This window comes from Cupriavidus sp. SIMBA_020 (genome assembly GCF_046535395.1).
In the GTDB taxonomy this organism is placed as follows: Bacteria; Pseudomonadota; Gammaproteobacteria; order Burkholderiales; family Burkholderiaceae; genus Cupriavidus; species Cupriavidus campinensis.
In genome coordinates this window covers 83,993-106,554 of sequence record NZ_JAWRWU010000012.1, presented here as the reverse complement: position 1 = coordinate 106,554, position 22,562 = coordinate 83,993, and the positions used below count along the sequence as shown (strand labels likewise).

General features: G+C 63.7%; 22 protein-coding genes, 1 tRNA gene and 1 riboswitch. Of the genes, 12 read left to right on the top strand and 11 right to left on the bottom strand.

Annotation, left to right across the window (positions count from 1 at the left end; translation table 11 throughout):
* The first annotated feature begins 85 nt into the window (after window positions 1-85).
* A complete protein-coding gene (locus SB751_RS21370; RefSeq protein ID WP_211943102.1) occupies window positions 86-958 on the top strand; it encodes a LysR family transcriptional regulator in 873 nt (290 codons plus the stop codon).
* A gap of 19 nt (window positions 959-977) precedes the next feature.
* Here SB751_RS21370 and argC read toward each other — a convergent pair whose 3' ends face one another.
* Window positions 978-1,901: an N-acetyl-gamma-glutamyl-phosphate reductase gene (gene argC, locus SB751_RS21365; protein ID WP_144197702.1), complete on the bottom strand. Its 924-nt coding sequence runs from the start codon at window positions 1,899-1,901 to the stop codon at window positions 978-980.
* Between the two features lie 136 nt (window positions 1,902-2,037).
* Between argC and SB751_RS21360 the strand changes: the two genes are divergently transcribed.
* Window positions 2,038-2,922: a LysR family transcriptional regulator gene (locus SB751_RS21360; protein WP_410748520.1), complete on the top strand. Its 885-nt coding sequence runs from the start codon at window positions 2,038-2,040 to the stop codon at window positions 2,920-2,922.
* Between the two features lie 731 nt (window positions 2,923-3,653).
* Here SB751_RS21360 and SB751_RS21355 read toward each other — a convergent pair.
* From SB751_RS21355 to SB751_RS21340, 4 genes are read right to left on the bottom strand one after another with little or no spacing between them, the layout of a single operon-like run.
* Window positions 3,654-4,076, bottom strand: a complete 423-nt coding sequence (locus SB751_RS21355; protein ID WP_409558935.1) for an acyl-CoA thioesterase — start codon at window positions 4,074-4,076, stop codon at window positions 3,654-3,656.
* Window positions 4,069-4,839, bottom strand: coding sequence for a short-chain dehydrogenase/reductase (locus tag SB751_RS21350; RefSeq protein ID WP_144197699.1), 771 nt, complete (start codon window positions 4,837-4,839; stop codon window positions 4,069-4,071). The genes SB751_RS21355 and SB751_RS21350 overlap by 8 nt, the downstream gene beginning before the upstream one ends.
* 10 nt (window positions 4,840-4,849) lie before the next feature.
* Window positions 4,850-5,677, bottom strand: coding sequence for an alpha/beta fold hydrolase (locus SB751_RS21345; protein ID WP_144197698.1), 828 nt, complete (start codon window positions 5,675-5,677; stop codon window positions 4,850-4,852).
* 32 nt (window positions 5,678-5,709) lie between these two features.
* Window positions 5,710-7,392 carry an MFS transporter gene (locus tag SB751_RS21340; protein WP_144197697.1) on the bottom strand — a complete coding sequence of 561 codons (1,683 nt, stop codon included), beginning with the start codon at window positions 7,390-7,392 and terminating at the stop codon, window positions 5,710-5,712.
* Window positions 7,393-7,561: 169 nt separating this feature from the next.
* On the opposite strand from SB751_RS21340, the gene SB751_RS21335 reads away from it, so the two are divergent.
* The 6 genes from SB751_RS21335 to SB751_RS21310 all read left to right on the top strand — a co-directional run bounded on the left by SB751_RS21335 (window position 7,562) and on the right by SB751_RS21310 (window position 13,697).
* Window positions 7,562-8,512, top strand: a complete 951-nt coding sequence (locus SB751_RS21335) for a LysR substrate-binding domain-containing protein (protein ID WP_144197696.1) — start codon at window positions 7,562-7,564, stop codon at window positions 8,510-8,512.
* Window positions 8,513-8,632: 120 nt separating this feature from the next.
* On the top strand, window positions 8,633-9,901 hold the full coding sequence (locus SB751_RS21330) for a CaiB/BaiF CoA transferase family protein (protein WP_144197695.1): 1,269 nt from the start codon (window positions 8,633-8,635) through the stop codon (window positions 9,899-9,901).
* Window positions 9,902-9,912: 11 nt separating this feature from the next.
* Window positions 9,913-10,740 (top strand): enoyl-CoA hydratase-related protein, encoded by an 828-nt coding sequence (locus SB751_RS21325; protein ID WP_250025613.1) that lies wholly within the window; start codon window positions 9,913-9,915, stop codon window positions 10,738-10,740.
* A 77-nt stretch (window positions 10,741-10,817) separates the two neighbouring features.
* Window positions 10,818-11,822: a tripartite tricarboxylate transporter substrate binding protein gene (locus tag SB751_RS21320; protein ID WP_144197693.1), complete on the top strand. Its 1,005-nt coding sequence runs from the start codon at window positions 10,818-10,820 to the stop codon at window positions 11,820-11,822.
* 645 nt (window positions 11,823-12,467) lie between these two features.
* Window positions 12,468-13,157 carry an ArsR/SmtB family transcription factor gene (locus SB751_RS21315; RefSeq protein ID WP_144197692.1) on the top strand — a complete coding sequence of 230 codons (690 nt, stop codon included), beginning with the start codon at window positions 12,468-12,470 and terminating at the stop codon, window positions 13,155-13,157.
* Window positions 13,158-13,190: 33 nt separating this feature from the next.
* A complete protein-coding gene (locus tag SB751_RS21310; RefSeq protein ID WP_144197691.1) occupies window positions 13,191-13,697 on the top strand; it encodes a hypothetical protein in 507 nt (168 codons plus the stop codon).
* Window positions 13,698-13,718: 21 nt separating this feature from the next.
* Here SB751_RS21310 and SB751_RS21305 read toward each other — a convergent pair whose 3' ends face one another.
* Entirely contained in the window at window positions 13,719-14,714 is a 996-nt protein-coding gene (locus SB751_RS21305) for a LysR family transcriptional regulator (RefSeq protein WP_144197690.1), read from the bottom strand.
* Window positions 14,715-14,883: 169 nt separating this feature from the next.
* Between SB751_RS21305 and SB751_RS21300 the strand changes: the two genes are divergently transcribed.
* From SB751_RS21300 to SB751_RS21290, 3 genes are all read left to right on the top strand, one after another.
* Window positions 14,884-15,150, top strand: coding sequence for a PepSY domain-containing protein (locus SB751_RS21300; RefSeq protein ID WP_144197689.1), 267 nt, complete (start codon window positions 14,884-14,886; stop codon window positions 15,148-15,150).
* A gap of 2 nt (window positions 15,151-15,152) precedes the next feature.
* Window positions 15,153-15,704: a cytochrome b/b6 domain-containing protein gene (locus SB751_RS21295; RefSeq protein WP_144197688.1), complete on the top strand. Its 552-nt coding sequence runs from the start codon at window positions 15,153-15,155 to the stop codon at window positions 15,702-15,704.
* Between the two features lie 57 nt (window positions 15,705-15,761).
* Window positions 15,762-15,860, top strand: a riboswitch (glycine riboswitch).
* A gap of 163 nt (window positions 15,861-16,023) precedes the next feature.
* Window positions 16,024-17,298: a D-amino acid dehydrogenase gene (locus SB751_RS21290; RefSeq protein WP_144197687.1), complete on the top strand. Its 1,275-nt coding sequence runs from the start codon at window positions 16,024-16,026 to the stop codon at window positions 17,296-17,298.
* A gap of 59 nt (window positions 17,299-17,357) precedes the next feature.
* Here SB751_RS21290 and SB751_RS21285 read toward each other — a convergent pair.
* The 4 genes from SB751_RS21285 to SB751_RS21270 form a co-directional block, all read right to left on the bottom strand.
* Window positions 17,358-17,444 (bottom strand) — tRNA-Leu (locus SB751_RS21285).
* A gap of 58 nt (window positions 17,445-17,502) precedes the next feature.
* Window positions 17,503-19,095, bottom strand: a complete 1,593-nt coding sequence (locus SB751_RS21280) for a diguanylate cyclase (RefSeq protein WP_144197686.1) — start codon at window positions 19,093-19,095, stop codon at window positions 17,503-17,505.
* Between the two features lie 98 nt (window positions 19,096-19,193).
* A complete protein-coding gene (locus SB751_RS21275; protein ID WP_211943097.1) occupies window positions 19,194-19,736 on the bottom strand; it encodes a hypothetical protein in 543 nt (180 codons plus the stop codon).
* Between the two features lie 46 nt (window positions 19,737-19,782).
* The gene (locus SB751_RS21270) at window positions 19,783-21,063 is read right to left on the bottom strand and encodes an MFS transporter (protein ID WP_144197684.1); all 1,281 of its coding nucleotides are present in this window, start codon (window positions 21,061-21,063) and stop codon (window positions 19,783-19,785) included.
* A gap of 169 nt (window positions 21,064-21,232) precedes the next feature.
* Between SB751_RS21270 and SB751_RS21265 the strand changes: the two genes are divergently transcribed.
* Complete coding sequence (locus SB751_RS21265; RefSeq protein ID WP_144197683.1) at window positions 21,233-22,183, top strand: LysR substrate-binding domain-containing protein; 951 nt, start codon at window positions 21,233-21,235, stop codon at window positions 22,181-22,183.
* Here SB751_RS21265 and SB751_RS21260 read toward each other — a convergent pair.
* Window positions 22,142-22,450: a DUF2917 domain-containing protein gene (locus SB751_RS21260; RefSeq protein ID WP_244844674.1), complete on the bottom strand. Its 309-nt coding sequence runs from the start codon at window positions 22,448-22,450 to the stop codon at window positions 22,142-22,144. The two genes, SB751_RS21265 and SB751_RS21260, sit on opposite strands and share 42 nt — an antisense overlap.
* Window positions 22,451-22,562 lie beyond the last annotated feature (112 nt).

Sequence of the window (22,562 nt, the reverse complement as noted above, 5' to 3'; positions counted from 1 at the left end):
CAGCGAGTATAGAGTTGCGCACCGATGAACTGGTGCGGCAATATTCAGCTTCTCGAATGCAAAAACGCATCACAGGGCCGACAGCATGAATTGGGATGACGCACGGGTTTTCCTTGCGGTGCAGCGTGAACGCACGCTGCGCAAGGCCGCCAAGGTAGTGGGGCTGGACCAGGCTACGGTAGGACGGCGCATTGCCGCGCTTGAGCACGCATTGAACGCCACCTTGTTCTTTCGCGCGTCGGATGGCTATGCCCTCACACCTGCAGGCGAGAGCGTCCTGAAGGCAGCGGAGAAGATGGAGCAGTCCGCGCATGAACTGGCCAGGCAGGCACAGGGTGTGGACAATCGGCTGGCGGGTGAGGTGAGGGTGACCACGACTGATTCGCTTGCACTCGCGTTCGTGATCCCTGCAATTGCCAGCTTGCATGCTGAGCATCCGGACGTCAGGGTGCAGTTGAGCACCTCCACGCAGATGCTCAGCCTCGCTCGGCGCGAATCGGATATCGCCATTCGTACGCAGAAGCCAGAGAGTCCCGACCTGGTGGCGCGACGGCTGGCCCGCTGGCGCGTGGGGCTCTATGCAACGGAGCATTACCTGAGGCGCCACGGCGGGCCCGAACGTGGCACGGGATTGTCGGGACACGATCTCGTGCTGTACCAGCCGTTCCTGTCAGGCAACAGCCGGCCCACGCTGGTGGGCGAGCCTATACATGCGGGGCGCATCGTCGCCAGCGTGCACTCAAGCCTGATGCTGCGCGCGATGATCCGTGCCGACATCGGCATTGGCGAGGTGCCGGTGCATATGGGCGAGCGGGATGGGCTGGTAAGGATCTGGCCCGAACTTTCGCGGGGATCAGCCTACGAAGTCTGGCTGGTCACCCACCAGGACCTCCGTCATACCGCAAGGGTTCGGGCGATGATCGATGCCATCGTGGCGCGCTTTGAGACCGAGGACTGAGGTGCATCGGTGTCGATTGCTACGCAAGCATCAGGTTCAGGTTTTGAATCGCGGCGCCGGATGCGCCCTTCCCAAGATTATCGAACACCGCAGACAGGAGGACGTGCCCGTACTCCATGCCAGGAAATACGCTCAAGCGCATGTCGTTCGTACCGTTGAGCATTTGCGGATCCAGGTGCGTCAGGACGCGCGACTCTTCCAGCGGCAAGACATGTACGTGGTCCGCCCCGGAATAGTGGCGCGCGAGGCAGGCATGTAACGTGTCGCCATTCACGCCAGGTGCCAGCAGGCGCAGCGCCAGCGGCACGGTCAGCACGATGCCCTGGCGGAACGCTCCGTATGCAGGAACGAAAATGGGAGGCTGCGCGAGCCCGGCGTGCTGCTGGATCTCCGGCGTGTGCTTGTGCGCGAGTTCCAGGCCATAGACCTGGTATGAAGGCGCGTTGGAGGCTCCCGGTCCCTCATATTCCGCCACGCCGGCGCGTCCGCGTCCGGAGTAGCCGGATACCGCATGAATGCTGATGGGGTAATCGCCCGGTATGAGCCCAGCCTGCACTAACGGACGCAGCAGGCCAATCGCACCGGTCGGATAGCACCCGGGGTTGGTGACCCGACGTGCGTTTGCGATGCTCTCAGCCTGCCCCGCCATCATCTCCGGAAATCCGTACGTCCAGTCCGGCTGGGTACGGTGGGCGGAGCTTGCGTCGATGACTCGAACCGCAGGATTGACAATCGTGGCCACTGCCTCGCGCGCGGCGGCATCCGGCAGACAGAGGATGGCGATGTCGCAGGCGTTGATGGCTTCTGCGCGACGCCGCAAATCCTTGCGCTCCGCAGCAGCAAGCGTGATGAGTCTGATGTCGGTCCGGTTACGCAGCCGTTCGTGGATTAGCAACCCGGTGGTGCCTTGGTCGCCGTCGATGAAAACAACGGGAGAGCTCATACGTGAAATACTCCGCTGACTGTGGGTTGCGAGAAGCAAAACGAAGAACGAGCCCTTATGATCCATGGGCCGCTACAATATAGAAAGTTGAATTTCATAACATGAACATTCAGTTTTCCTGAACTTGGACGCCGACATGCGAGAGATCAGCCTGGACCGCTTGCGCACTCTGGTCGCCATTGCAGACCGCGGATCTTTTGCCGAGGCGGCGCGTGCATTGCACCTGGCGCCACCAACGGTTAGCCTCCATATCGCCGAGCTTGAAGAACGCATTGGGGCTCCACTCCTGTCAAGGAAGCGCGGACATGTCAAGCCGTCGGCGATAGGAGAGGTGCTGGTGGAGCGCGCGCGCCGACTGTTGGCCGATACGGAGCGGGCGTTAGACGATATTCAACGCCAGGTGCAGGGGCTCGAGGGGCGCGTGCGGCTCGGTGCGTCGACTGGCGCGATCGCGCACCTGTTGCCGCAAGCGCTTGAAGTGCTGCGCCAGCACCATCCCGCTATCGACATTCAAGTTGCAGTGCTGACTTCACATGAAACGTTGTCCCGACTGGCGGATGGGACGCTGGACGTTGGACTGGTCGCTCTGCCCCAGCCCCCGGTGGCCGGACTCGTGATCAAGCCTTGGAGGCGCGACCCCGTGATGGCCTTTGTACCGGCGCATTGGCAGTGCCCGGCCCGCGTCACACCTGAATGGCTCGCTGCCCGACCTCTCATTCTCAATGACGCGACCACGCGTCTTTCACGCCTGACTATGGAGTGGTTTGCGACCGGGGGGTATCATCCCGCGCCTCGCATTCAGCTCAACTACAACGACGCGATCAAGAGTCTGGTAGCGGCAGGTTACGGCGCCGCGCTGTTGCCCCATGAGGCGACCGCGCCATCGCCCGACAAACGCATTGTCATGCGTCCGCTGCGCCCGGTGTTGTGGCGTCGGCTCGGCATTGCACATCGTGCGGGGTATGTTGAGCGTTCCACGCAACACGTCCTTGATATGTTGCGGGATCTGCGATTGGCGTAGGAGCTGCGGTTTTCCGCCTCGGTTCGTTCTCGCTGGAACAGTGGACCCGCGGAAGACCTTATCAAGCGGTTGCGGTACGACCCCAGAGCGGTGCACTCCGCAAAGCCACCTGGTCGGCAAAGGTGTTGGAGGTCGCCGCGACGCACGTGTCGGTCCGTTTGGAGAAGAAGTAGTCACCAATCAGGAAAGCGGACAACTTGTGGCCGCTCTCTCCCGCCGCGTTGACATCATTGGCGGCGTCATAGATCGCAGCCGCCGATCATTGTTTGCGTAGGTCTCCGTTCGAGCTTCTCGCAAGTCAGAATCAGCGACGGCGCATTGGTGAAAACGGCTCCGCGAACTGTTTGCTCATTGAAGAAGAACACCCACATCAGCAGCATGACGGGTGCCATTCGGATCGTAGCGAGTTCATCACCACTGAGCAGGTGCCTCGATATTGGGGCAGCCTGTAGGCGAGTTCCCCAAACCGTCAACCCCTGCCGAATTCCGATCCACGCAATGCTGCAAAGACTGATTGTGATGTCTATGACCCGCAAACCATGTGGCATCCATCGGCATCCAGGCCGCCGCCATGGGCGCCCGCTGTACCGGTGAACAGCAGACCAGCGACGCCCGCAACAAATGCGGTCAGAACGCTGCAGATGCGCTGCGCCGGCCACTGTCTTTCGTAAGCCGAAGTCTGGCGTTCGTCCGCCACAATGCCCGGGTCCAACCGACTAGGCGGTGGCTTTTCAGAGCAGGTGCGACAACGCTTGACGCGTTTCGTTGGGTACTGACACCGGCCGGTTCGATTTGCGGTCCACATAGACGTGGACAAAGTGGCCGGCAGCGCAGACGACTTCCTCCCCCTCGCGGAACACCGCCACCTCATATCGGACACTTGAGTTGCCCAACTTCGACACCCGAACACCGATCTGCAGCCGGTCCGGAAACGCAAGGGATCGGAAATACGAACAGCCGGTATCGACGACGAGGCCAACCACGCGTCCGCCATGAGTATCAAGCACCCCGCGTTCGATGAGGTATTGGTTTACGGCGGTATCGAAGTAGCTGTAATAGGTCACGTTATTGACGTGCCCGTAGACGTCATTGTCCATCCAGCGTGTCTGTACACTCGCCAAGTGGGGGTAGTCCGCACGAGTCGCATCACGCATACCGAGCCCCTCCGTCTGCGTCGACGACTACGCCACTGAGGTACGAGGCGCGCTCCGACGCCAGGAAGACCACTAGGTCTGCCATTTCGCTTGCGTACGCAGCTCTTCCGAAAGGAAGATGCTGGAGCATTTCCTGCCAGCGCGATTCGTCGGCAAATTTCTCCTTCGCCCTCGCCTTGTAAAGCTCTACGAGTCGGTCAGTCTCCGTCGGACCGGGGTGTACGCCGACCACTCGCACGCCGCGGGATGTCGCATGAGCGCCCACGGCCCGGGTAAACGTCGACAACGCAGCGTTACCGGTTGCTCCACACAGATAGTCGTATCGCGGCATCTCCGCCGCAATTCCGATGACGTTGACAATGACCCCAGACCCTCTTTCCATCATCTTGGGAAGAGCCATCCTGGTGGTTTCGATGTAACCGAAGACCTTTAGCTCCCACGCTTCGCGCCATTGAGTGTCGGTCATCGCTGTCAAGCCGCCACCAGGAATCGCACCTGCGTTGTTGACCAGGATGTCAACCTCGTCCAGACGCGCCTCGAGGGCCTGACGCACTTCCGGTAGCGACAGGTCGCCGACAAATGTCGCGACATTTATGCTTTGCTTGTCTGCCAGTTCACGTTGCGCCCGCGCAGTCGAGTCGGCCGAAGAACCCGCGATGGTGACACTCGCACCCTCTGCCGCGAAAGTGCTGGCACAGGCAAGCCCAATTCCGCGACTTCCGCCTGTGATGAGGACCGACTTACCTTTCAAATGCAGATCCATCGCCGTGCTCCTACCTGTTCCTGTCAGCCGACATCATGAAATCGAAGACCACCCGGTTGAACGCTTCCGGCTCTTCCAGGTTCACTGCATGCGTAGTTCGCGGAACGATCCAAAGGCGCGCATCGGGAATGGTGCGCTTCATGAACAGGGCCGGTTCAATGCAGGGCTCGTCGTCATCGCCGGTGACGATGAGCGTCGGCACCCGCAGTTCGCGCATCTTCGCTTCCAGCTCATAGATGGTCTGCCGTCGCATCTGATAGCCGCGAGTAGTCAGCGAGGAGCCCAGCGCCGAATGTTCGGCGAACTGGCGATTGAATTGATCGAATCCCTTGGGATTCTTCTCTTTGAAGCGACGACGAATGGTGCTGTTGGCATAGTGAACGATGCCCTGCTCCATCCCAAGGTTCACGAGACGGTCGGCAAGTTCACCGCTATCACGCAGGAACTGCTCCCGGCGGGCGGGGTCAGACCCATGTCCCGCGCCCACTAGCGTGAGAGACCGGGCCTTTTCTGGGTACGTCAGGCCAAAATTCAAGGTGGCATAGCCGCCCATCGACACGCCCACAATGTGGGCGTTTTCTACCCCGGCCCAGCGCATGACGCTCGCGATATCCTCCACCGCGAACGTCTGGCCGTACTGTTCCACATTTGCGGGGACATCGGACGGGGGGTATCCCCGGGCATTGAAAGTAATGCACCGGAAGTGGGGGCCAAAGAAGCGAACTTGGTCGTCATAGTTGCGGTAGTCGCCCGCAAACTCATGGACAAAGACGATAGGCGTGCCGGATCCAGTCGATTGGACGAAGAGCTTCACACCTTGAGAATCCGCAAACTGCATGATGTTGTCTCGCCAATATGTGTTTTTCAAGATCAGCGCGGTTGGCTGGCAGAGTAGATGTTAATGCCCTTGCTTTCCCTGACAAAGACTGCGCAGATGAGGAAGCAGGCGGCTGCCAGGGCAACCGGGTACCAAAGTCCCGCGTAAATGTCACCTACTGCGGCCGAGATCGCGAAGGTGGTGGCCGGCAAAAATCCACCAAACCAACCAATACCTACGTGATACGGCAAGGACATCGCCGTGTACCGAATGCGTGAGGGGAACAATTCCACCAGCATCGCCGCGATGGGGCCATAGGTCATCGTGCCAAACAGCATCAAGGCGATAAGGACAAGCACCGTCATCGGCTTGTTGATCTGAGAGGGATCTGCCGGGCCAACATGATACCCACTATCGGCCAGTGCCTTGCTCAGCGATGCATTCAACGCCTTAGTCTTCGCACCGTCCTGAGCCGTACCGCCATCGAAGCTCTCAATTGCAATGTGACCAACAACGATTTGGGCTGGCTGGCCAGGCTGTGATGGGACCGAGGTGTAGTTCAGGCCGGCCTTGGCAATGGCGGCACGGGCAATATCACAAGAACTCTTGAACTCCGCGGTCCCCACCGGGTTGAACTGGAAGCTACAGGTCGCTGGGTCAGCGCGTACTGCAATCGGCGCCGATTGCTGCGAACGCTCCAGCGCCGGATTAGCGTAGTGCGTGAGGGCCTTGAACAACGGAAAGAAGAACAAGGCAGCAAGCAGACACCCGGACATGAACACGGGCTTACGGCCAATCCGATCCGACAGTTTGCCGAAAATCACGTAGAACGGTGTCGTGACAATAGTCGCGGCGATGATGAGAAGGTTCGCGGTACCGCCATCTACCTTGAGCGTCTGGGTAAGGAAGAACATGGTGTAGAACTGGCCTGCGTACCACACGACGGCCTGGCCCATTACCATCCCAAAAAGCGCCAGCAGGACGATACGGAGGTTCTTCCACTGCCCGAAGGCTTCCGAAATTGGTGCTTTCGACGTCGCGCCTTCCCGCTTCATCCTCTCGAACTCGGGCGACTCATGAAGCGTCAGGCGGATTCGCAGGGAAATGAGCAGCAGCAAGAGGGAGAACAAAAACGGAATGCGCCAGCCCCATGCGGTGAACGTCTCCTCGCCTAACAGATAACGTGTGGGAAGAATCACAGCCAGCGACAACAACAGGCCAAGCGCCGCCGTAGCCTGGATCCACGCAGTACGAGCGCCCCGTTCGTGGTTGCCCGCATGCTCCGCTACGTAGACGACGGCTCCACCGTATTCACCGCCGAGCGCCAATCCCTGCAGCATACGCATGGCGACAAACAGTATCGGCGAAGCCATGCCGATCTGTGCGTAGCCGGGCAGCAAGCCGATGGCGAAGGTGGCAACGCCCATCAGTGCAATGGTCACCATGAAGGTGTACTTGCGCCCGACGATGTCTCCAATTCGACCGAAGACGAGTGCGCCGAAGGGGCGAACTGCGAAGCCGGCGGCAAAGCTGAGCAGCGTGAATATGAACCCAGCCGTCGGATTTACGCCGGAAAAGATGTTGGCCGAGATCTGCGCAGCCAGAGAGCCAGCAAGGAAAAAGTCGTACCACTCAAACATGGTACCAAGGGAGGATGCAAGGACAACCCGCCGTTGCGACTGGTCTTGTGCTGCGGCGGGCGCATCGGCAACGGAGCCATCAATACTGGCGGTCATGAAGCGTCTCCTTTCTTGTTGTCCGCATAGTGGGTGCAGCAGCGGACTTGTCTGTGGGCGCAGTATAGGGAGCAGATCAATCGAGGAAAAATATTGAATAACAATGACTCCATCGCGTAGGCTTATGGATTGACACAAGGCATCGTCGTCACGGAGACGGCCAGTAACCATGGAATTCAAGCAGCTCAAGTACTTCGTAAAGATTGCCGAGCTAGGCAACATGACGCGGGCATCGGAGGCATTGCGCATTGCTCAGCCAGCCTTGAGCCAGCAAATCATCAACCTGGAAACCGAATTGGGAGCGCGGCTGCTGGATCGCGGGGTATACGGCGCGCGGCTAACGAGTTCCGGCGAAGTCCTATATGGCTACGCCAAATCGCTGCTCCGCCAGCATGAGGACGTACGCCAGGCCGTCTCCCAGGAAGTCGCCCATCCAACTGGGCGAACGGCCATTGGCATCCCGGGAAGCGCCGGCAAGATGCTGGCTGAGCCGTTAGTGCGGGAATTGCTGTCGAGTGGCGGGATCCTGCTTGAGATTGTTGAGCGGCCCAGCGCGGAGCTCGTAGATCTTGTGGCCGCCGGGAAGCTCGATATCGCCATCGCGGTGGACGCCCAACCGAGACGTGGCGCAAAAATCACTCCTCTATTTACTGAAGCCCTTTACGCCGTCCTTCCCCAAAGCGCAGTGCAAGGCCGCCAGACCTTGAAACTTAAGGAATTGGCGGACAGCCCACTGATTCTTCCGAGCGCCCCGAGCACGATCCGACAACGGGTCGAAGCAGCGCTGCTGGACAAGCGGCTCAAATTCCGCCTCGTCAGCGAGGTCAGCGCGACAGACATGCTTATTCGCCTGGTCGCCGCCAACCTGGGCTGGACCGTGCTGCCTTGGTCCGCCCTCTCCGACGACGTCCAGCGCCAGACCCGCATCACCGCCCTTCCGATTGCCGGATACCGCCTGGACCGCGAGATTTCCCTTTGCGTATCCGACGCCCTGCCCTTGAGCCGCGCAGCGGAGGTAGTGGTCGCGACAACACTTGCCATCCTGAAAGAGCTCCTGGACAACGGAAATTGGCTGGGAGCCAAGCTGCTGCCAGAGGGGCCACTGGCAGGTCCATCGTAATTTCCTATCGAGCGATCCCAATTCCATATTTTTTTTCGTTTGAGAGCGTTCTTATACTGGGCGCATCGCCTGGCTGCCAACGAAGAAGGCGCCTAGGCAAAACGACAAAAAGGATTGGAGATGAACGCAGGAGACGAGCAGTTCGAACGGCCGCTGCATGGCGTGAAAGTGCTGGAGCTGTCGCAGATTATGGCTGGTCCAACGTGTGGTCTGATGCTTGCCGACATGGGAGCCGAGGTCTACAAGGTCGAGAAATTCCCGGCGGGCGACGATTCGCGAAACTACCGCCGAGAAGGCGATAGTGGGCTCCCCCCATCGTTCATGATGCTGAACCGCGGCAAGCGGTCCATCGGCATCGATTTCAAGTCTCCCGAGGGAAAAGCTGCTCTGTTGCGCATGGTCGCGCAGGCAGACGTTCTCACGGAGAACTTTCGACTTGGCGTGATGGAGCGGCTCGGGCTGGGCTACGACGTCCTCAAAGAGGTGAACTCTGCTCTCATCTACTGTTCGGTTACAGGATACGGACGCGAAGGCCCGCTGGCCAGTAAAGGCGGGTTCGACCTGATTCTCCAGGCGTTCAGCGGCCTCATCAGTGTTACTGGTGAAGAAGGCGGCGAGCCAGTCAAGCCAGGTATCTCGATCGCCGACGTGAATGCAGGCGTTCTGGCCGCAGTCGGAATTCTGGCTGCATACATCCATCGTCTGCGCACGGGCAAAGGCCAGCGAGTAGACACCTCCCTCCTGCAGGCTTCAATGCAGCAGCTCTACTGGTATGCCGCAGGGTATTTTTCGCACCGCATCGTCCCGACGCCATCCGGCACGGCTCATCCTATTGTCGCCCCATATCAAGTCTTCCGCTGTGCCGATGGCCGGATGGCCATCGGAGGGGCCAACCAAGCAAACTGGGAACGCATCGCAGACGTGCTGGGGCATCCGGAATGGAAAACTGACCCGCGCTTTGATAGCTCGGAAATCCGCCATTCCAACCGAAAGATCCTCGCCGCCCTTATTGAAGAGGTGTTGGCCAGCGACACGCTTGCCTCGTGGCTCGAGCGATTCGACGCAGCATCCATCCCGGCCGGGCCCGTGAACGATGTCGGCCAGGCACTGGAGCATGAGCAGGCACGGGCGGTCCGCATGGTTGTAGACGTCGAGGGGCCTGAGGGCAAAACCATGCGTGCGCTCGGATTGCCGATTCTGTTCAACGGAACGACACACGTTGCCAAGAGCGCGCCGCCCCGAGTCGGCGAAGACAGCGCGGATATTCTTCGTGAGTTCCAATTCTCCGAGGAAGAAATCGACAAGCTCGTCTCCAGCGGAGCGGTGTTTCAGACAGAGACCGGCCGCCGCATTTCGGCTGCGGAAGTTACCGAAGCAATTCCGTCCTGAATGGAGACACCATGAGAACCGAACTCAGCCACACATCAGAAGGCAATGCCGGCTCCCTTGCCCTCCATGAAGACCTCAAGCTGCGCGTGGAGAACGGCCTCGCAATTCTGTCCATCGAGCGCCCAGAGAAACGAAACGCGCTGACGCTTGCCATGTGGCGGGCAATTGGGAACACGATGGCTCAACTCGACGCACGAGACGATGTCCGGGTCATCGCGCTGACCGGAGGCGGGCCCAGCTTCTGCGCTGGAGCGGACATCGCCGAATTTGCGACTGTGCGCTCCAACCCCGAGCAGGTCGTGACCTACGAGGACGCCGTCGACGGCTGCTGCGACGCCATCGAAAACGTCTCGAAACCGACCATTGCTGCCATCAACGGCTTTTGCGTGGGGGGTGCAGTAAACCTCGCGATGGCGTGCGACTTCCGCTACGCGGTCCCGGAGGCCCAACTCTCCATTCCAGCCGCTCGCCTGTCCATTGTCTACGGCCTCAAAGGTACGCGTCGGCTGTTCGAGCTGGTTGGCATCTCCAATGCCAAACGTATCCTCTTCTCCGGTGACCGGCTCGATGTCGCAGAGAGTCTTCGGATTGGCCTCATCGACGAAGTCGCAGACGATGTTCTGGCGAAGACGCGCGCCTCGGCCGCCGTCCTCGCTGACAACGCGCCACTCTCCATTAGCGGCGCCAAGGCAATCTTGAACGGGCTGGCTACGGCCGATCCAAATCTGACCGAGGAAGCCGTTCAAGCCCTGGTAGACCGTGCTGCGCAAAGCGAGGATTACGCAGAAGGACGTCGGGCCTTCGGGGAAAAACGCCGCCCCGTGTTTCGGGGAAGATAAAGCGAGACACGCAACATAGTCACGCAGCCGGCAGGGTCGACACCAGACCGGCACACTATAAATAGAGAGGAGACGCTATGGAATCAAGCACACGTGCACGACAGTTGTTTACGGTATTGAGCACCCTGTCGGCAGTATCGGCCTACACGCTGCTTCCGGCCAACTCGGCCATTGCTCAGGAACCGTATCCAAGCAAGCCCATCCGGCTGGTCATCGGATTTCCGCCTGGAGGCGCGGCGGACACCATCGCACGGATCTATGGTGAAGCCCTTTCCAAAGAACTGAAACAGCCTGTCGTCGTCGACAATCGCCCCGGCGCCGGCACCACTATCGCAGCCGACTACGTCGCAAAGTCGCCTGCGGATGGCTACACGCTGTACATTGGCGGCGCCAGCCTGATGGGAGGCGACAACGCGCTTTACAAGAACCTGCGCTACACGCCGGCGGACTTTGTCCCTGTCACTCAACTGACGACTGCCCCCCTCCTCCTGGTTGCCGGAAAGAACAGCGGCATCAAGAGCACGGGCGAGCTGCTTCAGAGAGCGCGCCAGGCGCCCGGGGGGCTCAACTACTCGTCGAGTGGAAACGGCGTAATCACGCATCTTGCAGCCGTGCATTTCGCCAAGATGGCAGGCATCAGCATGACGCACGTTCCGTACAAGGGCGGTGCCCAATCTGGCCAGGCTGTTGCTGCCGGAGATGCGCAATTGAGCTTTGCCACGCCTGCTTCGGTCCAACCGCTCATTGATGCAGGAAAGCTGAATCCCCTTGCGGTGACATCGGCAAAGCGCTCCACCGTGATGCCGAACTATCCCACTATCGCAGAGGCGGGCGTACCGGGTTACGAACTGTCCAACTGGTATGGACTTTTTGTCACCAAGGGAACGGCTCCGGCGATTGTCCAACACCTCTTTACGGCAAGCGCCAAGGTCCTGCGAGAACAATCGGTCCAAAAGCAACTCGCCGGCCGCGGCGAGGAGGCGGCACCATCGGCTTCTCCCGATTCATTCAAGGTCTTCGCCGCGCAGGAAGGCAAACTGAATGTCGACCTGATCGCCCAAAGCGGTGCAAAAATTGACTAACTCGATAAACGCTCGTTTTCGACACCCCTCTGTTCGACCGCTCTATGCGGTCCGCCCGGCTCACCGAGAAGGGCGAATAGATGTTCACGCTCGGCCCCAGCCTTGACTTCCGTTACACCGCTGAAGGAATAAACAAACTCTCCCCACGGATGCTTCAGCACTGGGTACATCCCGTGTGCTGGCTGTGTACAGGCCCAGATTTTTTCACCCTTGCCTGGGCCGCCAGCAATGCCTCACTTCATGACGCACTTCGAGAAGAACCAACTCGCGGAAGGCGACCCGCCGAGGCGCAGTCAGGTCAAGTACGAAGCGATCCGCCTGAGCAACGTCGTGAAAGGCAGAAGCTCTCGCCGTGCAGGACTGTTCGCGGGAAGGCGCCGGTGATGGGCTGAAGCAATGAAACTTCATCCCCTAGGGGACCCTCTTCCCCAACCTGGCGAAGTGGCACCTCGGAAAGGGATGCGAGAGATATAGGGGCAGATTCGTGCAATGCGCGCCTTGCGAGCGAGCCCCGAAAGCGCCAGGAACCCATCTGCGCGAATACATTTCGCAAGCACTTAATGTTTTGCAAGTTCTTTAATGCGCAAGGTCAGTTGCGCCCACATCGCTATATAATGCATCCGTCATTTCACTGCGCACTGAACTATGGAATACGCTCCTGGTATCAGCCAGCTTGCCGGCCTGCTGGCCGATCCCGGCCGTGCGGCCATGTTGTGGGCGCTGATGGATGGCAGCGCCCGGCCTGCCGGCGAACTGGCGATGATTGCCGGGCTGTCGGCCTCCTCCACCAGTGGCCATCTGGCCCGCATGTCCGAAGGCGGGCTGCTGGCCGTGGAAACGCGCGGGCGCAATCGCTACTACCGGCTGGCCACGCCTGAAATTGGCGTGGCGATCGAGGCACTTGCGTCGGCGTCGCTGGCCAGCCAGCCACCGCGCCTGCGTGCCGTGCCGGTTTCCCGCACCGCGCCGCCGGCGCTGCGGCAGGCGCGCACCTGCTATGACCATCTGGCCGGGGAACTTGCGGTGGGTCTTTTCGAACGAATGTCCGAAGCGGGCTGGCTGATCGTGTCGGGCAGCACCGTCGACCTCAGCGCCCCCGGCGCGGAGGCGATGGGGCAGCTTGGCATCGACCTGGGCGCCACCCGCCGCAAGCGCCGGCAGTTTGCCTGCACCTGCCCGGACTGGAGCGAGCGCAAGCCTCATCTGGGCGGGGCGCTCGGCGCGGCGCTGCTCGAAAGCCTGCTGGCACGCGGGTGGATCGAGCGTACGGACACGTCGCGCGCCCTGCGCGTGACGCCCCGCGGCCAGCGCGAAATCGTGAACGTGGCCGCATGAGTGATATGAATACCAAAGCCAGAGGAGGAGCAGATGGCAATTGAACTGGACGACGACGCGCAAGACGCCATCAGCCGGCTGTTCGCGCTGATCAACCTCGGGGATAGCGCCCAGACCAGCCGGCAGTTCTCGCTGTTCGAGGAAGCGCTGGAAGACGCCGAGGAAGACGAGATCGATGCCGCCGGCCTGCTCTGGCAGGTCAAGGACATCATCGACTGGGAATCCGGCTACTACGTCGACTGGAAAGACGCCGAGTCCTTTATCGGCTGCCTGAACCAGCTTTGCGAGCGGATCGACCTCGAGGTGGACTGGGGCACCGAGGACACCGAGGACGAGGACTTCCTGGAAGGCACGAGCGTGCCCGAGCTGATGGAGATCGTCGCCACGCAGCTGCGCATGGCCGGCTACACGCTCTGGAACTGGGATACCGGCGGCGACGCCTACGGCGGCTGGATCACGCGCAGCGAGGACGACGAAGAGATACTCGAGATCGCCGACACGCTCGGCTTCGACATCCGCCCCGGCGACCAGCCCTACTGAGCTCCCGGCCCGCCCGGGAACTCAGTCGAGCCCGATCACCACGGCGCCGCCGTCATCGTCCGGCGTGTTGGCAATGTCGGTGGCTTCCGCCAGCGCCTTGGCACGCGGCGCCGGGCGCCGGGTCTCCGGCACGCCCAGCGTCTCTTCCAGCACGGTGAGGAAGGCCCGCACGCTCGGCGGCATCAGCTTGCGGGCCGGCATCAGCACGTACACCTTCAGCGGGGATGACGTATAGCCGGGCAGCACGCGCACCAGTTGGCCGTGTACCAGATGTTCGTGCACGAAGCGCGGCGACATGCGCGCCACGCCCAGCCCGTCCAGCGCGGCCTTGAGGCGGACTTCGGCGTTATGCGTGGAGATACGCGGCGAAACATCCATGGCGAAGGTTTCCACGCCGTCGCGCAGGAATTCCCATTGCACGTCGTCGAGGTTGCCCAGCGTCGGCCAGCCCTTCAGGTCCTGCGGCGCGCGCGGCAGGCCGTGCTCGCGGATCAGCGCGGGTGCTGCATAGAACGCACGCTCGATCAGCACCACGCGCTTGCTCGCGAACGAACTGTCGTGGAGGTTGGTGTCGGTCATGACGAAGGCGAGGTCGTAGCCGTGGCGGATCAGGTCGGGCTGGTCCCAGCTCATGTCGAGTTCCACGTGCAGCGACGGGTGCAGCTTGAGCAACCTCGAAAGCGAGGCCGAGAGGTGCTGCGAACCCACCTCGTAAGGTGTGGCGATGCGCAGCGTGCCGCTGACCTCGGCGCTCACCGAGGCGGCCTCCGCGCTGATCTCGCGCAGCTCGCCGAACAGCGGCGCCACACGGTCATAGAGCTGCTGGCCGCGCTGGGTCACGCGCACGCGCCGCGTGGTGCGCTCGAAGAGGCGCACGCCAAGCTGGGTTTCCAGCCGGGCAACCGCTGCGCTGGCCGATGACTTGGGCACTTCCGCCAGTTCGGCCCCCTGCGTGAAGCCGCCCCCTTCCACTACGCGGCAGAAGATTTCCCAGTCTTTCCAGTCGATCGATTTCATGCAACACCTTGGTCTTCGCGTGCCTCCGGGCACGGCCGGATTGTCCCACAGCACGAACAATCCTGCCGCTTGAGACTCAAGGCTGGGGAAAACATTGATTGATAATAATTCGTGTTACCGCGTACGATTCCCGCATCCGCCCCGAATGGGGTGTCTTGTGGGAGTTGCAATGCTGAAAGTCGCCGTCCTTCTCATCGCCGGTGCGTTTTCCACGGGTGCGCTCGCGGGCGCCAAGTGCGACAAGCATCCGAAGTCCGAATGGATGCCCGAGGCCGACGCCAAGGCCAAGATCGCCGCCCAGGGCTACAACATCAAGAAATTCAAGGTGGACGGCAACTGCTACGAGATCTACGGCACCACCAAGGACGGCAAGAAGGCCGAGATCTACTTCGACACGAAGACGCTCGACATCGTGAAGTCCGAGATCGAGAAGTAAACATGTCGGTCCCGGCTAGCCAGCTGCGCGAAGTCGCCACGCTCCGCGTCTGGGACGGGGTGGTGCGGCTCACGCATTGGAGCGTGGCGGCCATTGTGTGCTACGACATCATCGACGATTCCGGCGACCAGATGCACCGCCTGCTGGGCTACGTGGCCGCCGGACTCGTGCTGTTCCGCATCCTCTGGGGCTTCATCGGCAGCGAACACGCGCGCTTCCGCGCCTGGCTGCCGCGCCCTGCCGGTGTGCTGGTCCATGCCCGGGCCATGGCCCGGCGCCGCGCGCCGCGCTTCATCAGCCACACGCCGCTCGGCGCGGTGATGATGCTGGCGATGTGGACGCTGATCCTGCTGCTCGCCGTCACCGGCTGGCTCTCCCGCCTCGACCCGTTCTGGGGCGAGGACTGGCCCATCGACATCCATCGCTGGCTCTCCAACACGCTGCTCGGGCTGGTGGCGGTGCACGCGCTGGTGGCCATCGTTGCCAGCGTGGCCGGCAAGGAAAACCTGATCGGGGCGATGATTACCGGCCGCAAGCCACGCAACCTCGACTAGCCGGGGTTGCCGGAGCAGCGATCCCCGTGGCATAGTGCCCCCGTCGTACCTGTTTTACCCGCGTTATCGGGAGAGACTGTGCCTGCCGCCCGGCAGGCCGGCGCCGAAGGAGCAACCGCCCCGGAAACTCTCAGGCCAAAGGACCGGTAACGCCATTGCACTCTGAAGAACCCCGGCTCGCGTCAGCCGACGGTACCGAAGGAGCAAGCGATGCGCCCGCGCGCATCGTGAATCTCTCAGGTCAAGGACAGAGGGGGCGTGCGTCGCGCATGGTGCGCCACGTACCCCCCATCCACGACGTCCTGGAAGACCTGACAACATGAAGACAATCGCAGTCATCGGCGGTGGCATCACCGGCGTGACGACCGCTTACGCCCTCGCCAAACGTGGTTTCGCGGTCACGCTGCTCGAGCGCCATCGCTACGCGGCCATGGAAACCTCGTTCGCCAATGGCGGCCAGCTCTCCGCATCGAACGCCGAGGTCTGGACCCACCGCTCCACGCTGGTGAAGGGCATCAAGTGGATGCTGCGCAACGACGCCCCACTGCTGGTGAACCCCCGCCCCACCTGGCACAAGCTGAGCTGGTTCGCCGAATTCATCGCCGCCATGCCGCACTACCGGGCGAACACGATCGAGACCGCCCGGCTGGCCATCGCCGCCCGGGCGCACCTGTTCGGCTGGGCCGAGGCGGAAGGCATCGACTTCGACCTCAAGCGGCAGGGCATCCTCCATATCTACCGGGACAAGGCGGGCTTCGACCATGCCGGCGAGGTCTCCCGCCTGCTGGCCGAGGGCGGCCTGCCGCGCCGCGCGGTCACGCCCGAGGAGATGCGTGCGATCGAACCGACACTGGCCGGCCAGTACTACGGCGGCTACTACACCGAGAGCGACGCCACCGGCGACATCCACAAGTTCACCTCCGGCCTGGCCGCGGCGGCCCAGCGGCTCGGCGTGGTCACGCGCTACAGCCAGGATGTGCAGACGGTCACATCGGACGGCCGCAGGGCCACCATCACCGTCCGCGACGGCGCGCAGGGCACCGCAACCACGTCGACGACCTTCGACGCCGTGGTGGTCTGCGCCGGGGTGGCCAGCCGGCAGTTCGCCGCGCAACTGGGCGACCGCGTGAACATCTACCCGGTGAAGGGCTATTCGATCACGGTGAACCTGCCCGACGCCGCCAGCCAGGCTGCGGCCCCTACGGTCAGCCTGCTCGACGACGAGACCAAGCTCGTGACCAGCCGGCTCGGCGTGGACCGCTTCCGCGTGGCCGGCACGGCCGAGTTCAACGGCATCGACCGCGACATCCGCGCGGACCGCATCCGCCCGCTGATCGACTGGGTCAACACCTGCTTCCCCGGCGTGAGCACGCGCAGCGTGGTGCCGTGGGCGGGGCTGCGGCCGATGATGCCGAACATGATGCCGCGCGTGGGGCGCGGGCGGCAGGCCAACGTGTTCTACAACACGGGGCACGGGCATCTGGGGTGGACGTTGTCGGCAGTGACGGCCGAGATGGTGGGCGATGTCATCCGGCAGGCGGCAGGCGAGCGCGCGACGGTGCGGGCGGGCCTGGCACTGGCTGGCGAGGGCTGATCGATCGCAGGAAGCAAAAAAGCCCGCGACTTTCGTCGCGGGCTTTTTTGCTGAAACTTTGGTGCCCAGGAGAGGACTCGAACCTCCACAGTGTTGCCACCGCTAGGACCTGAACCTAGTGCGTCTACCAATTCCGCCACCTGGGCAAGGTGAGCGGCGCATTCTACATGACCTTGCGGATTTTGCAAGCCCCCGCGCGTGCCACTACGCCTGCAGGCCCATGTAGATCTTCCCATCCTGAACGAAGCGATTGCGCCCGGCGCGCTTGGCCTGGTACATCGCGCTGTCCGCCCGGTGCAGCAGCGGCTCCAGCCGTGGCGCGTCCGGCACCGCGCAGGCTGCGCCCACGCTGATCGTGACGAAGGGCTGCACCGGCGTGCCGTTGTGCGGGATCTCCAGGTCGCGCACCGCCGCCACCATGCGGCGCGCCACGTTGCGCGTCTCGTCCTGCGATGCATCCGGCAGCACCACCGCGAACTCCTCGCCGCCCAGCCGCGCGCAGAACTGCTCCCCCGCCAGCACGCTGGTCAGCGCGGTGGCCACCCGGCGCAGGCAGTCGTCGCCGCAGGGGTGGCCGTACAGGTCGTTGTATTGCTTGAAGAGGTCCACGTCGAGAATCAGCAGCCCGATCGGCGCGTTCGCCTCGAAGGCCCGGGTCACGGCCAGCAGGGACTCGCGCTGGAAGAAGCGCCGGTTCGGAATGCCGGTCAACGCGTCGATGTCGAGGTCCGCCTCCACGCGCGAGAGCCGCGCCTCGGTCTGGCCGAGCTGGGCCGTCAGCGCCAGTTCGCGCGACTGGTAGCGGCTGATGTCGCGCATGAAGACCAGCGTGCCGATGCGTTTGCCGTCCAGCCGCATCACCGGCTCCGCCGTCACTTCGTAGTGCGCGTCCTGGGGAATGTAGGGGACGGCGCCGTCGCCGGCCCCCGCCTCGCGCGGCTGGCGCAGCGCCTCGTCCCACACGGCCGGCATCGGCTGCCCCCGGCGCAGGTCGGGCACCAGCCGCACGGCGGCCGGGTTGAACTCGACGATGTGCCCCTTCGCGTCGACGATCACGCAGCCATCGCCAATCGTGTCGAACACACGCAGCCGCGCGTAGTGGCCGATGTCATCCAGATGGGTGCGCAGCGCGCAGATCCAGACCACCACCGTCATCAGGGAGAACGTGGCCGGGGTCAGGTCGCCGCCCAGCGGGCTGGTCCAGCGCTGCAGGTAGGCCATGTGGGTCAGCAGCGGCAGGGTCAGGCTGCTGGCCACGATGGCCCGGCCCCAACGCGTCAGCGCCGCATTGGGCACCTCCGCCGTAAGCAGGAAGACCAGGCTCAGCAGCAGCATGAAATAGGTCCACGCCGCCACCACCACGTAGCCGGGGCCATGGTGGAAGATGGCGCCCGGCGAGACCCCGGCCGGCATCAGGTCGATGCGCGTCCAGATCAGGTGATGCCGCTCGTTGGTCAGCACCAGCACCACGGACACCACCGCCGCCAGCACCGGCAGCCACAGCCGCGACCACGGCACCACGTAGCGCGGCCGGCTCAGGTGGATCATCGCCACCAGCCAGCCGATGGGCACCATCACGATACCGACGTACTGGGCCTTGGCCCAGAAGATGCGTCCGGCCAGGTCGGCCGAACTGACTTCCAGGAGCCGCCCGCCGCTCCAGATCGCCACGCCGCCGGCCAGCACGAGGAAAGCCTTGATCGTGGGATCGTCGCGGCGCGGCCAGGTGGCGATAACCATGCCCACGCTGCACACCACGGCTATGGTCAGGCAAAGGACAAGAGGGTACGAGGGCATGAGAACGGCGGGGAACCTGATGAAGAGCCGCCGCGCCCGACATGGCGGAGGCGCCCCATTATAGGGGCTAGCCGGGGCGCCACCCCATCGCCCCCCACTTACTTGGAGCGGCTGCGGTCCCCGCCACGCGAGTCCATGATGATCATGGTGCGATCCAGCACGCCGGCGTCGTCGAAATAGGCGCTGAAGTGCGCCGGCAGGTTGCCGGCCATGTACATCCGGTAGCTCCACGCCTCCCGCTTCATCAGGGTGAAGTACTGCACCGGCTCGCGCGGCAGGCCGAAGCGCTCGGCGATGTCGCGCTTGGTCCAGACCCCGGGGCGCGCCTCGTAGATCTCCTTCTCGGTCAGGGTCTGGCGGAAGCCGGTCAGCTTGCCGGCGGCGTCGAAGTCCGCGGCGTAGACCTCGTAGCCATAGGGCTGCTTGGAATAGATCCAGCGCTGGGTGCCGTCCGCCAGCTGGTAGGTCTCGGTCGGGTTGCCGAAGGTCTCGCGCACCGCGCTTTGCGGGCTGCCGAGCATCGACTGGGCGGTCTGCACCGGCTGGAGCGTGGCGCAACCGGCCAGGACCACGGCGGCCACGGCGGCGAGGGCGGCCAGGAGCGCGACGCGGGCGGCGCGCACGGAAAACGGGATGGGCATGGCATGTCTCCAGAGTCCATGCCAAGCATAGCCCAGCCGGCTGAACTCAGCGCTGCGGCTGCGGCCAGCCCGCGCGGACAATCTCCCGGTCGTCGATCGGCCAGTGCAGCGCGGCCGCCACCACGCCGAGCGCCATGGCCCCCATCCACACCAGGTCGTACGAGCGCGTGGCCTCGAACACCACCCCGCCCAGCCAGACCCCCAGGAACGAGCCCAACTGGTGGCCGAAGAACACAAAGCCGAACAGCGTGGTGATATAGCGCACCCCGAAGACCTGCGAGACGATGCCGCTGGTCAGCGGCACGGTGCCGAGCCAGAGGAAGCCCATCACCGCCGCAAACCCGTAGAGCGTAGCGGCGCTGAGCGGCAGCAGCACGAACAGCGCCATCGCCGCCGTCCGTACTAAATAGATACCGGCCAGCAGATACTTGCGCGAATGCCGGCCGCCCAGCACGCCGAACCAGTACGTCCCGGCGATATTGGCCAGCGCGATGACCGCCAGCGCGGCCATGCCCTCGGACGGCTGCATGCCCTTGTCGCGCAGGTAGGCCGGCAGGTGATTGGCGATAAAAGCCAACTGAAAGCCACATGCGAGGAAGCCGAGGTTGAGCAGCCAGAAGCCGGAATGGCGGAAGGCCTCGCGCACCGCCCCAAGCAGCGGCGGCTGGGCGCCGCCAACTCCTCCGCCTCCGCCTCCGACCCCGGCGCCGCCAGCCGGCTGTGCCCGGTCCTGGAACGGCAGCGCCAGCGGCAGCATGGCGGCGGCGGTCACGGCCAGGATCAGCAGCGCGCCGCGCCAGCCCGCCTGGAGGATCATGGCCTGCGCGCCCGGCACCAGCAGGAACTGGCCAATGCCGCCCATCGCCCCGGCCAGCCCCAGCGCCCGGCTGCGCTGCGCCGGCGCAATCATCCGGCTCAAGGCGCCATAGACCACGCCGAAGGTGGTGCCGGACAGCGCCACGCCCACGCACAGCCCCGCTGACCAGACGAACGCCGCCGGCGTGGCCGCCTGCGCCATCAGGAACAGGCCCGCCGCGTACAGCGCCAGGCCGGCCAGCATCACCCGGGCCGAGCCGAAGCGGTCTGCCACCATGCCGGTGAACGGCTGGGCCAGCCCCCAGGTGAGGTTCTGCACGGCCATGGCGAAGGCAAAGGTTTCGCGCGTCCAGCCCCGGTCCGTGATGATCGGCAGCATGAACAGGCCCTGCACGTGCCGAGCGCCCAGCGCCAGCCCCATCACGAGCCCGCCGGCCAGCAGCAGGAACCAGGCGGTGCGCCACCAGGGCGGCAATGCGGTGCCGGCATGGGACGTGGGGTGACTGGTCATGGCGATGGGGTCCGGAAAAGATGGCGATCGGGTCGCACGGTCGTTCTATTTCAGGCGATCGGCGGCGCCGGTTCAAGCGACATTTCCGCCCTGCTGCCATGCGTGCAGCTCATGGCAACAGCGGTTCTCCCGTGCTTTAATCCCAGCACACCATTTCACCCATCCCACCATGTCCGTCCCGCTCGCCCGGCTGTTCCCGCTCGATCTGCTCAAGGGCTTCGTGGCCGTTGGCCGGCGCATGAGCATCACCCAGGCCGCCGACGACCTGTGCCTGACGCAGTCCGCCGTCAGCCGGCAGATCCGCGCGCTGGAAGACCATCTGCAAGTGCGCCTGTTCGTGCGCCAGCATCGCGGCGTGGCCTTCACGCCCGAGGGCGAGCGGCTGTTCCGCAGCGCCGACGGCGCCGTGCAGCAGCTCCAGGACGTGGCCGGCGAACTGCGCAGGCGCGATGGCCGCCAGCCGGTGACCGTGACGGCCAGCATCGGCGTGGCCGGGCTGTGGCTGCTGCCGCGCCTGGGCAGCCTGCAGCGCGCCCATCCGCAGCTCGACGTACGGCTCTCCGCGAGCAACCAGATCAGCGACCTGCGTGCGGACGGCATCGACCTCGCCATCCGCTATTGCCGCGAGGCCGACGCCCCGGCAGACGCCATCCGCCTGTTCGATGAAACCATCGCCCCGGTTGCCCATCCGTCGCTGGGCGCGCACCGGCTGACCACCGTGGCCGAGCTCGCCCAGTTGCCCCTGCTCGAATTCGACGATCCACGCCCCTGGCTGCACTGGCGCAACTGGCTCGGCGCGCATGGCTACCGGCAGGCCAGCCGGCGCGGCATCCTGCGCTTCAACCAGTACGACCAGATGATTCACGCGGCGCTGGCCGGCCAGGGGGTGGCGCTGGGGCGGCTCGAATTGATCCAGCCGTTGATCGCCGGCGGGCAACTGGCGGTGGTCGATATGCCCGGCGCCGCGCTGGGCAGCCCCAACGCGTTCTGGCTGATCCACGCCACCGACCATCCGCGCGAAGACGTGGCGCGCGTGGCCGCCTGGATTCGCGCCGAGGCCGCCCGGGTGGCGCCCGCCTCAGCGCAGCGGCAGGCTGCGCCAGCGCCACCGGGGCCGTAGCGGCGGCGTAGGCGGCGTAGGCAGGGCAGGCGGGGCGCTCACCCGGCACACGGTCACGGCGCCGTGGCCCAGCGCGGTCAGGAAATAGGTGGCGTCCTCGGTCACGCGGTGCCGCTGCCCGGCCTCCAGCACGATATCGGGCGAACGCCGCGGCCGGGCGCCTTCCAGCGTCAGCCACAGCGTGCCTCCGGCGCAGGCCAGTTCGGCCCCGGCGCGCAAGGCCATGGGCAGGCAGTCATTCTCGATCATCAGGGTGTAGGTCATCATGGGCTCCGGCAACGCTTTCATCGTCGCCGACCGGCCGGGCCGGTGCCATGCGGATTGCGGCGCGCTCGCATGACTTCCGCGCCGACGTTCGGGCTGACTTCCGCGCTGACTT

Bases quoted from the DNA above. Each gene is read 5' to 3' on its own strand.
- SB751_RS21370 (WP_211943102.1), top strand. From the start codon at position 86: ATGAATTGGGATGACGCACGGGTTTTCCTTGCGGTGCAGCGTGAACGC.
- argC (WP_144197702.1), bottom strand. From the start codon at position 1,901: ATGAGCTCTCCCGTTGTTTTCATCGACGGCGACCAAGGCACCACCGGG.
- SB751_RS21360 (WP_410748520.1), top strand. From the start codon at position 2,038: ATGCGAGAGATCAGCCTGGACCGCTTGCGCACTCTGGTCGCCATTGCA.
- SB751_RS21355 (WP_409558935.1), bottom strand. From the start codon at position 4,076: ATGCGTGATGCGACTCGTGCGGACTACCCCCACTTGGCGAGTGTACAG.
- SB751_RS21350 (WP_144197699.1), bottom strand. From the start codon at position 4,839: ATGGATCTGCATTTGAAAGGTAAGTCGGTCCTCATCACAGGCGGAAGT.
- SB751_RS21345 (WP_144197698.1), bottom strand. From the start codon at position 5,677: ATGCAGTTTGCGGATTCTCAAGGTGTGAAGCTCTTCGTCCAATCGACT.
- SB751_RS21340 (WP_144197697.1), bottom strand. From the start codon at position 7,392: ATGACCGCCAGTATTGATGGCTCCGTTGCCGATGCGCCCGCCGCAGCA.
- SB751_RS21335 (WP_144197696.1), top strand. From the start codon at position 7,562: ATGGAATTCAAGCAGCTCAAGTACTTCGTAAAGATTGCCGAGCTAGGC.
- SB751_RS21330 (WP_144197695.1), top strand. From the start codon at position 8,633: ATGAACGCAGGAGACGAGCAGTTCGAACGGCCGCTGCATGGCGTGAAA.
- SB751_RS21325 (WP_250025613.1), top strand. From the start codon at position 9,913: ATGAGAACCGAACTCAGCCACACATCAGAAGGCAATGCCGGCTCCCTT.
- SB751_RS21320 (WP_144197693.1), top strand. From the start codon at position 10,818: ATGGAATCAAGCACACGTGCACGACAGTTGTTTACGGTATTGAGCACC.
- SB751_RS21315 (WP_144197692.1), top strand. From the start codon at position 12,468: ATGGAATACGCTCCTGGTATCAGCCAGCTTGCCGGCCTGCTGGCCGAT.
- SB751_RS21310 (WP_144197691.1), top strand. From the start codon at position 13,191: ATGGCAATTGAACTGGACGACGACGCGCAAGACGCCATCAGCCGGCTG.
- SB751_RS21305 (WP_144197690.1), bottom strand. From the start codon at position 14,714: ATGAAATCGATCGACTGGAAAGACTGGGAAATCTTCTGCCGCGTAGTG.
- SB751_RS21300 (WP_144197689.1), top strand. From the start codon at position 14,884: ATGCTGAAAGTCGCCGTCCTTCTCATCGCCGGTGCGTTTTCCACGGGT.
- SB751_RS21295 (WP_144197688.1), top strand. From the start codon at position 15,153: ATGTCGGTCCCGGCTAGCCAGCTGCGCGAAGTCGCCACGCTCCGCGTC.
- SB751_RS21290 (WP_144197687.1), top strand. From the start codon at position 16,024: ATGAAGACAATCGCAGTCATCGGCGGTGGCATCACCGGCGTGACGACC.
- SB751_RS21280 (WP_144197686.1), bottom strand. From the start codon at position 19,095: ATGCCCTCGTACCCTCTTGTCCTTTGCCTGACCATAGCCGTGGTGTGC.
- SB751_RS21275 (WP_211943097.1), bottom strand. From the start codon at position 19,736: ATGCCCATCCCGTTTTCCGTGCGCGCCGCCCGCGTCGCGCTCCTGGCC.
- SB751_RS21270 (WP_144197684.1), bottom strand. From the start codon at position 21,063: ATGACCAGTCACCCCACGTCCCATGCCGGCACCGCATTGCCGCCCTGG.
- SB751_RS21265 (WP_144197683.1), top strand. From the start codon at position 21,233: ATGTCCGTCCCGCTCGCCCGGCTGTTCCCGCTCGATCTGCTCAAGGGC.
- SB751_RS21260 (WP_244844674.1), bottom strand. From the start codon at position 22,450: ATGATGACCTACACCCTGATGATCGAGAATGACTGCCTGCCCATGGCC.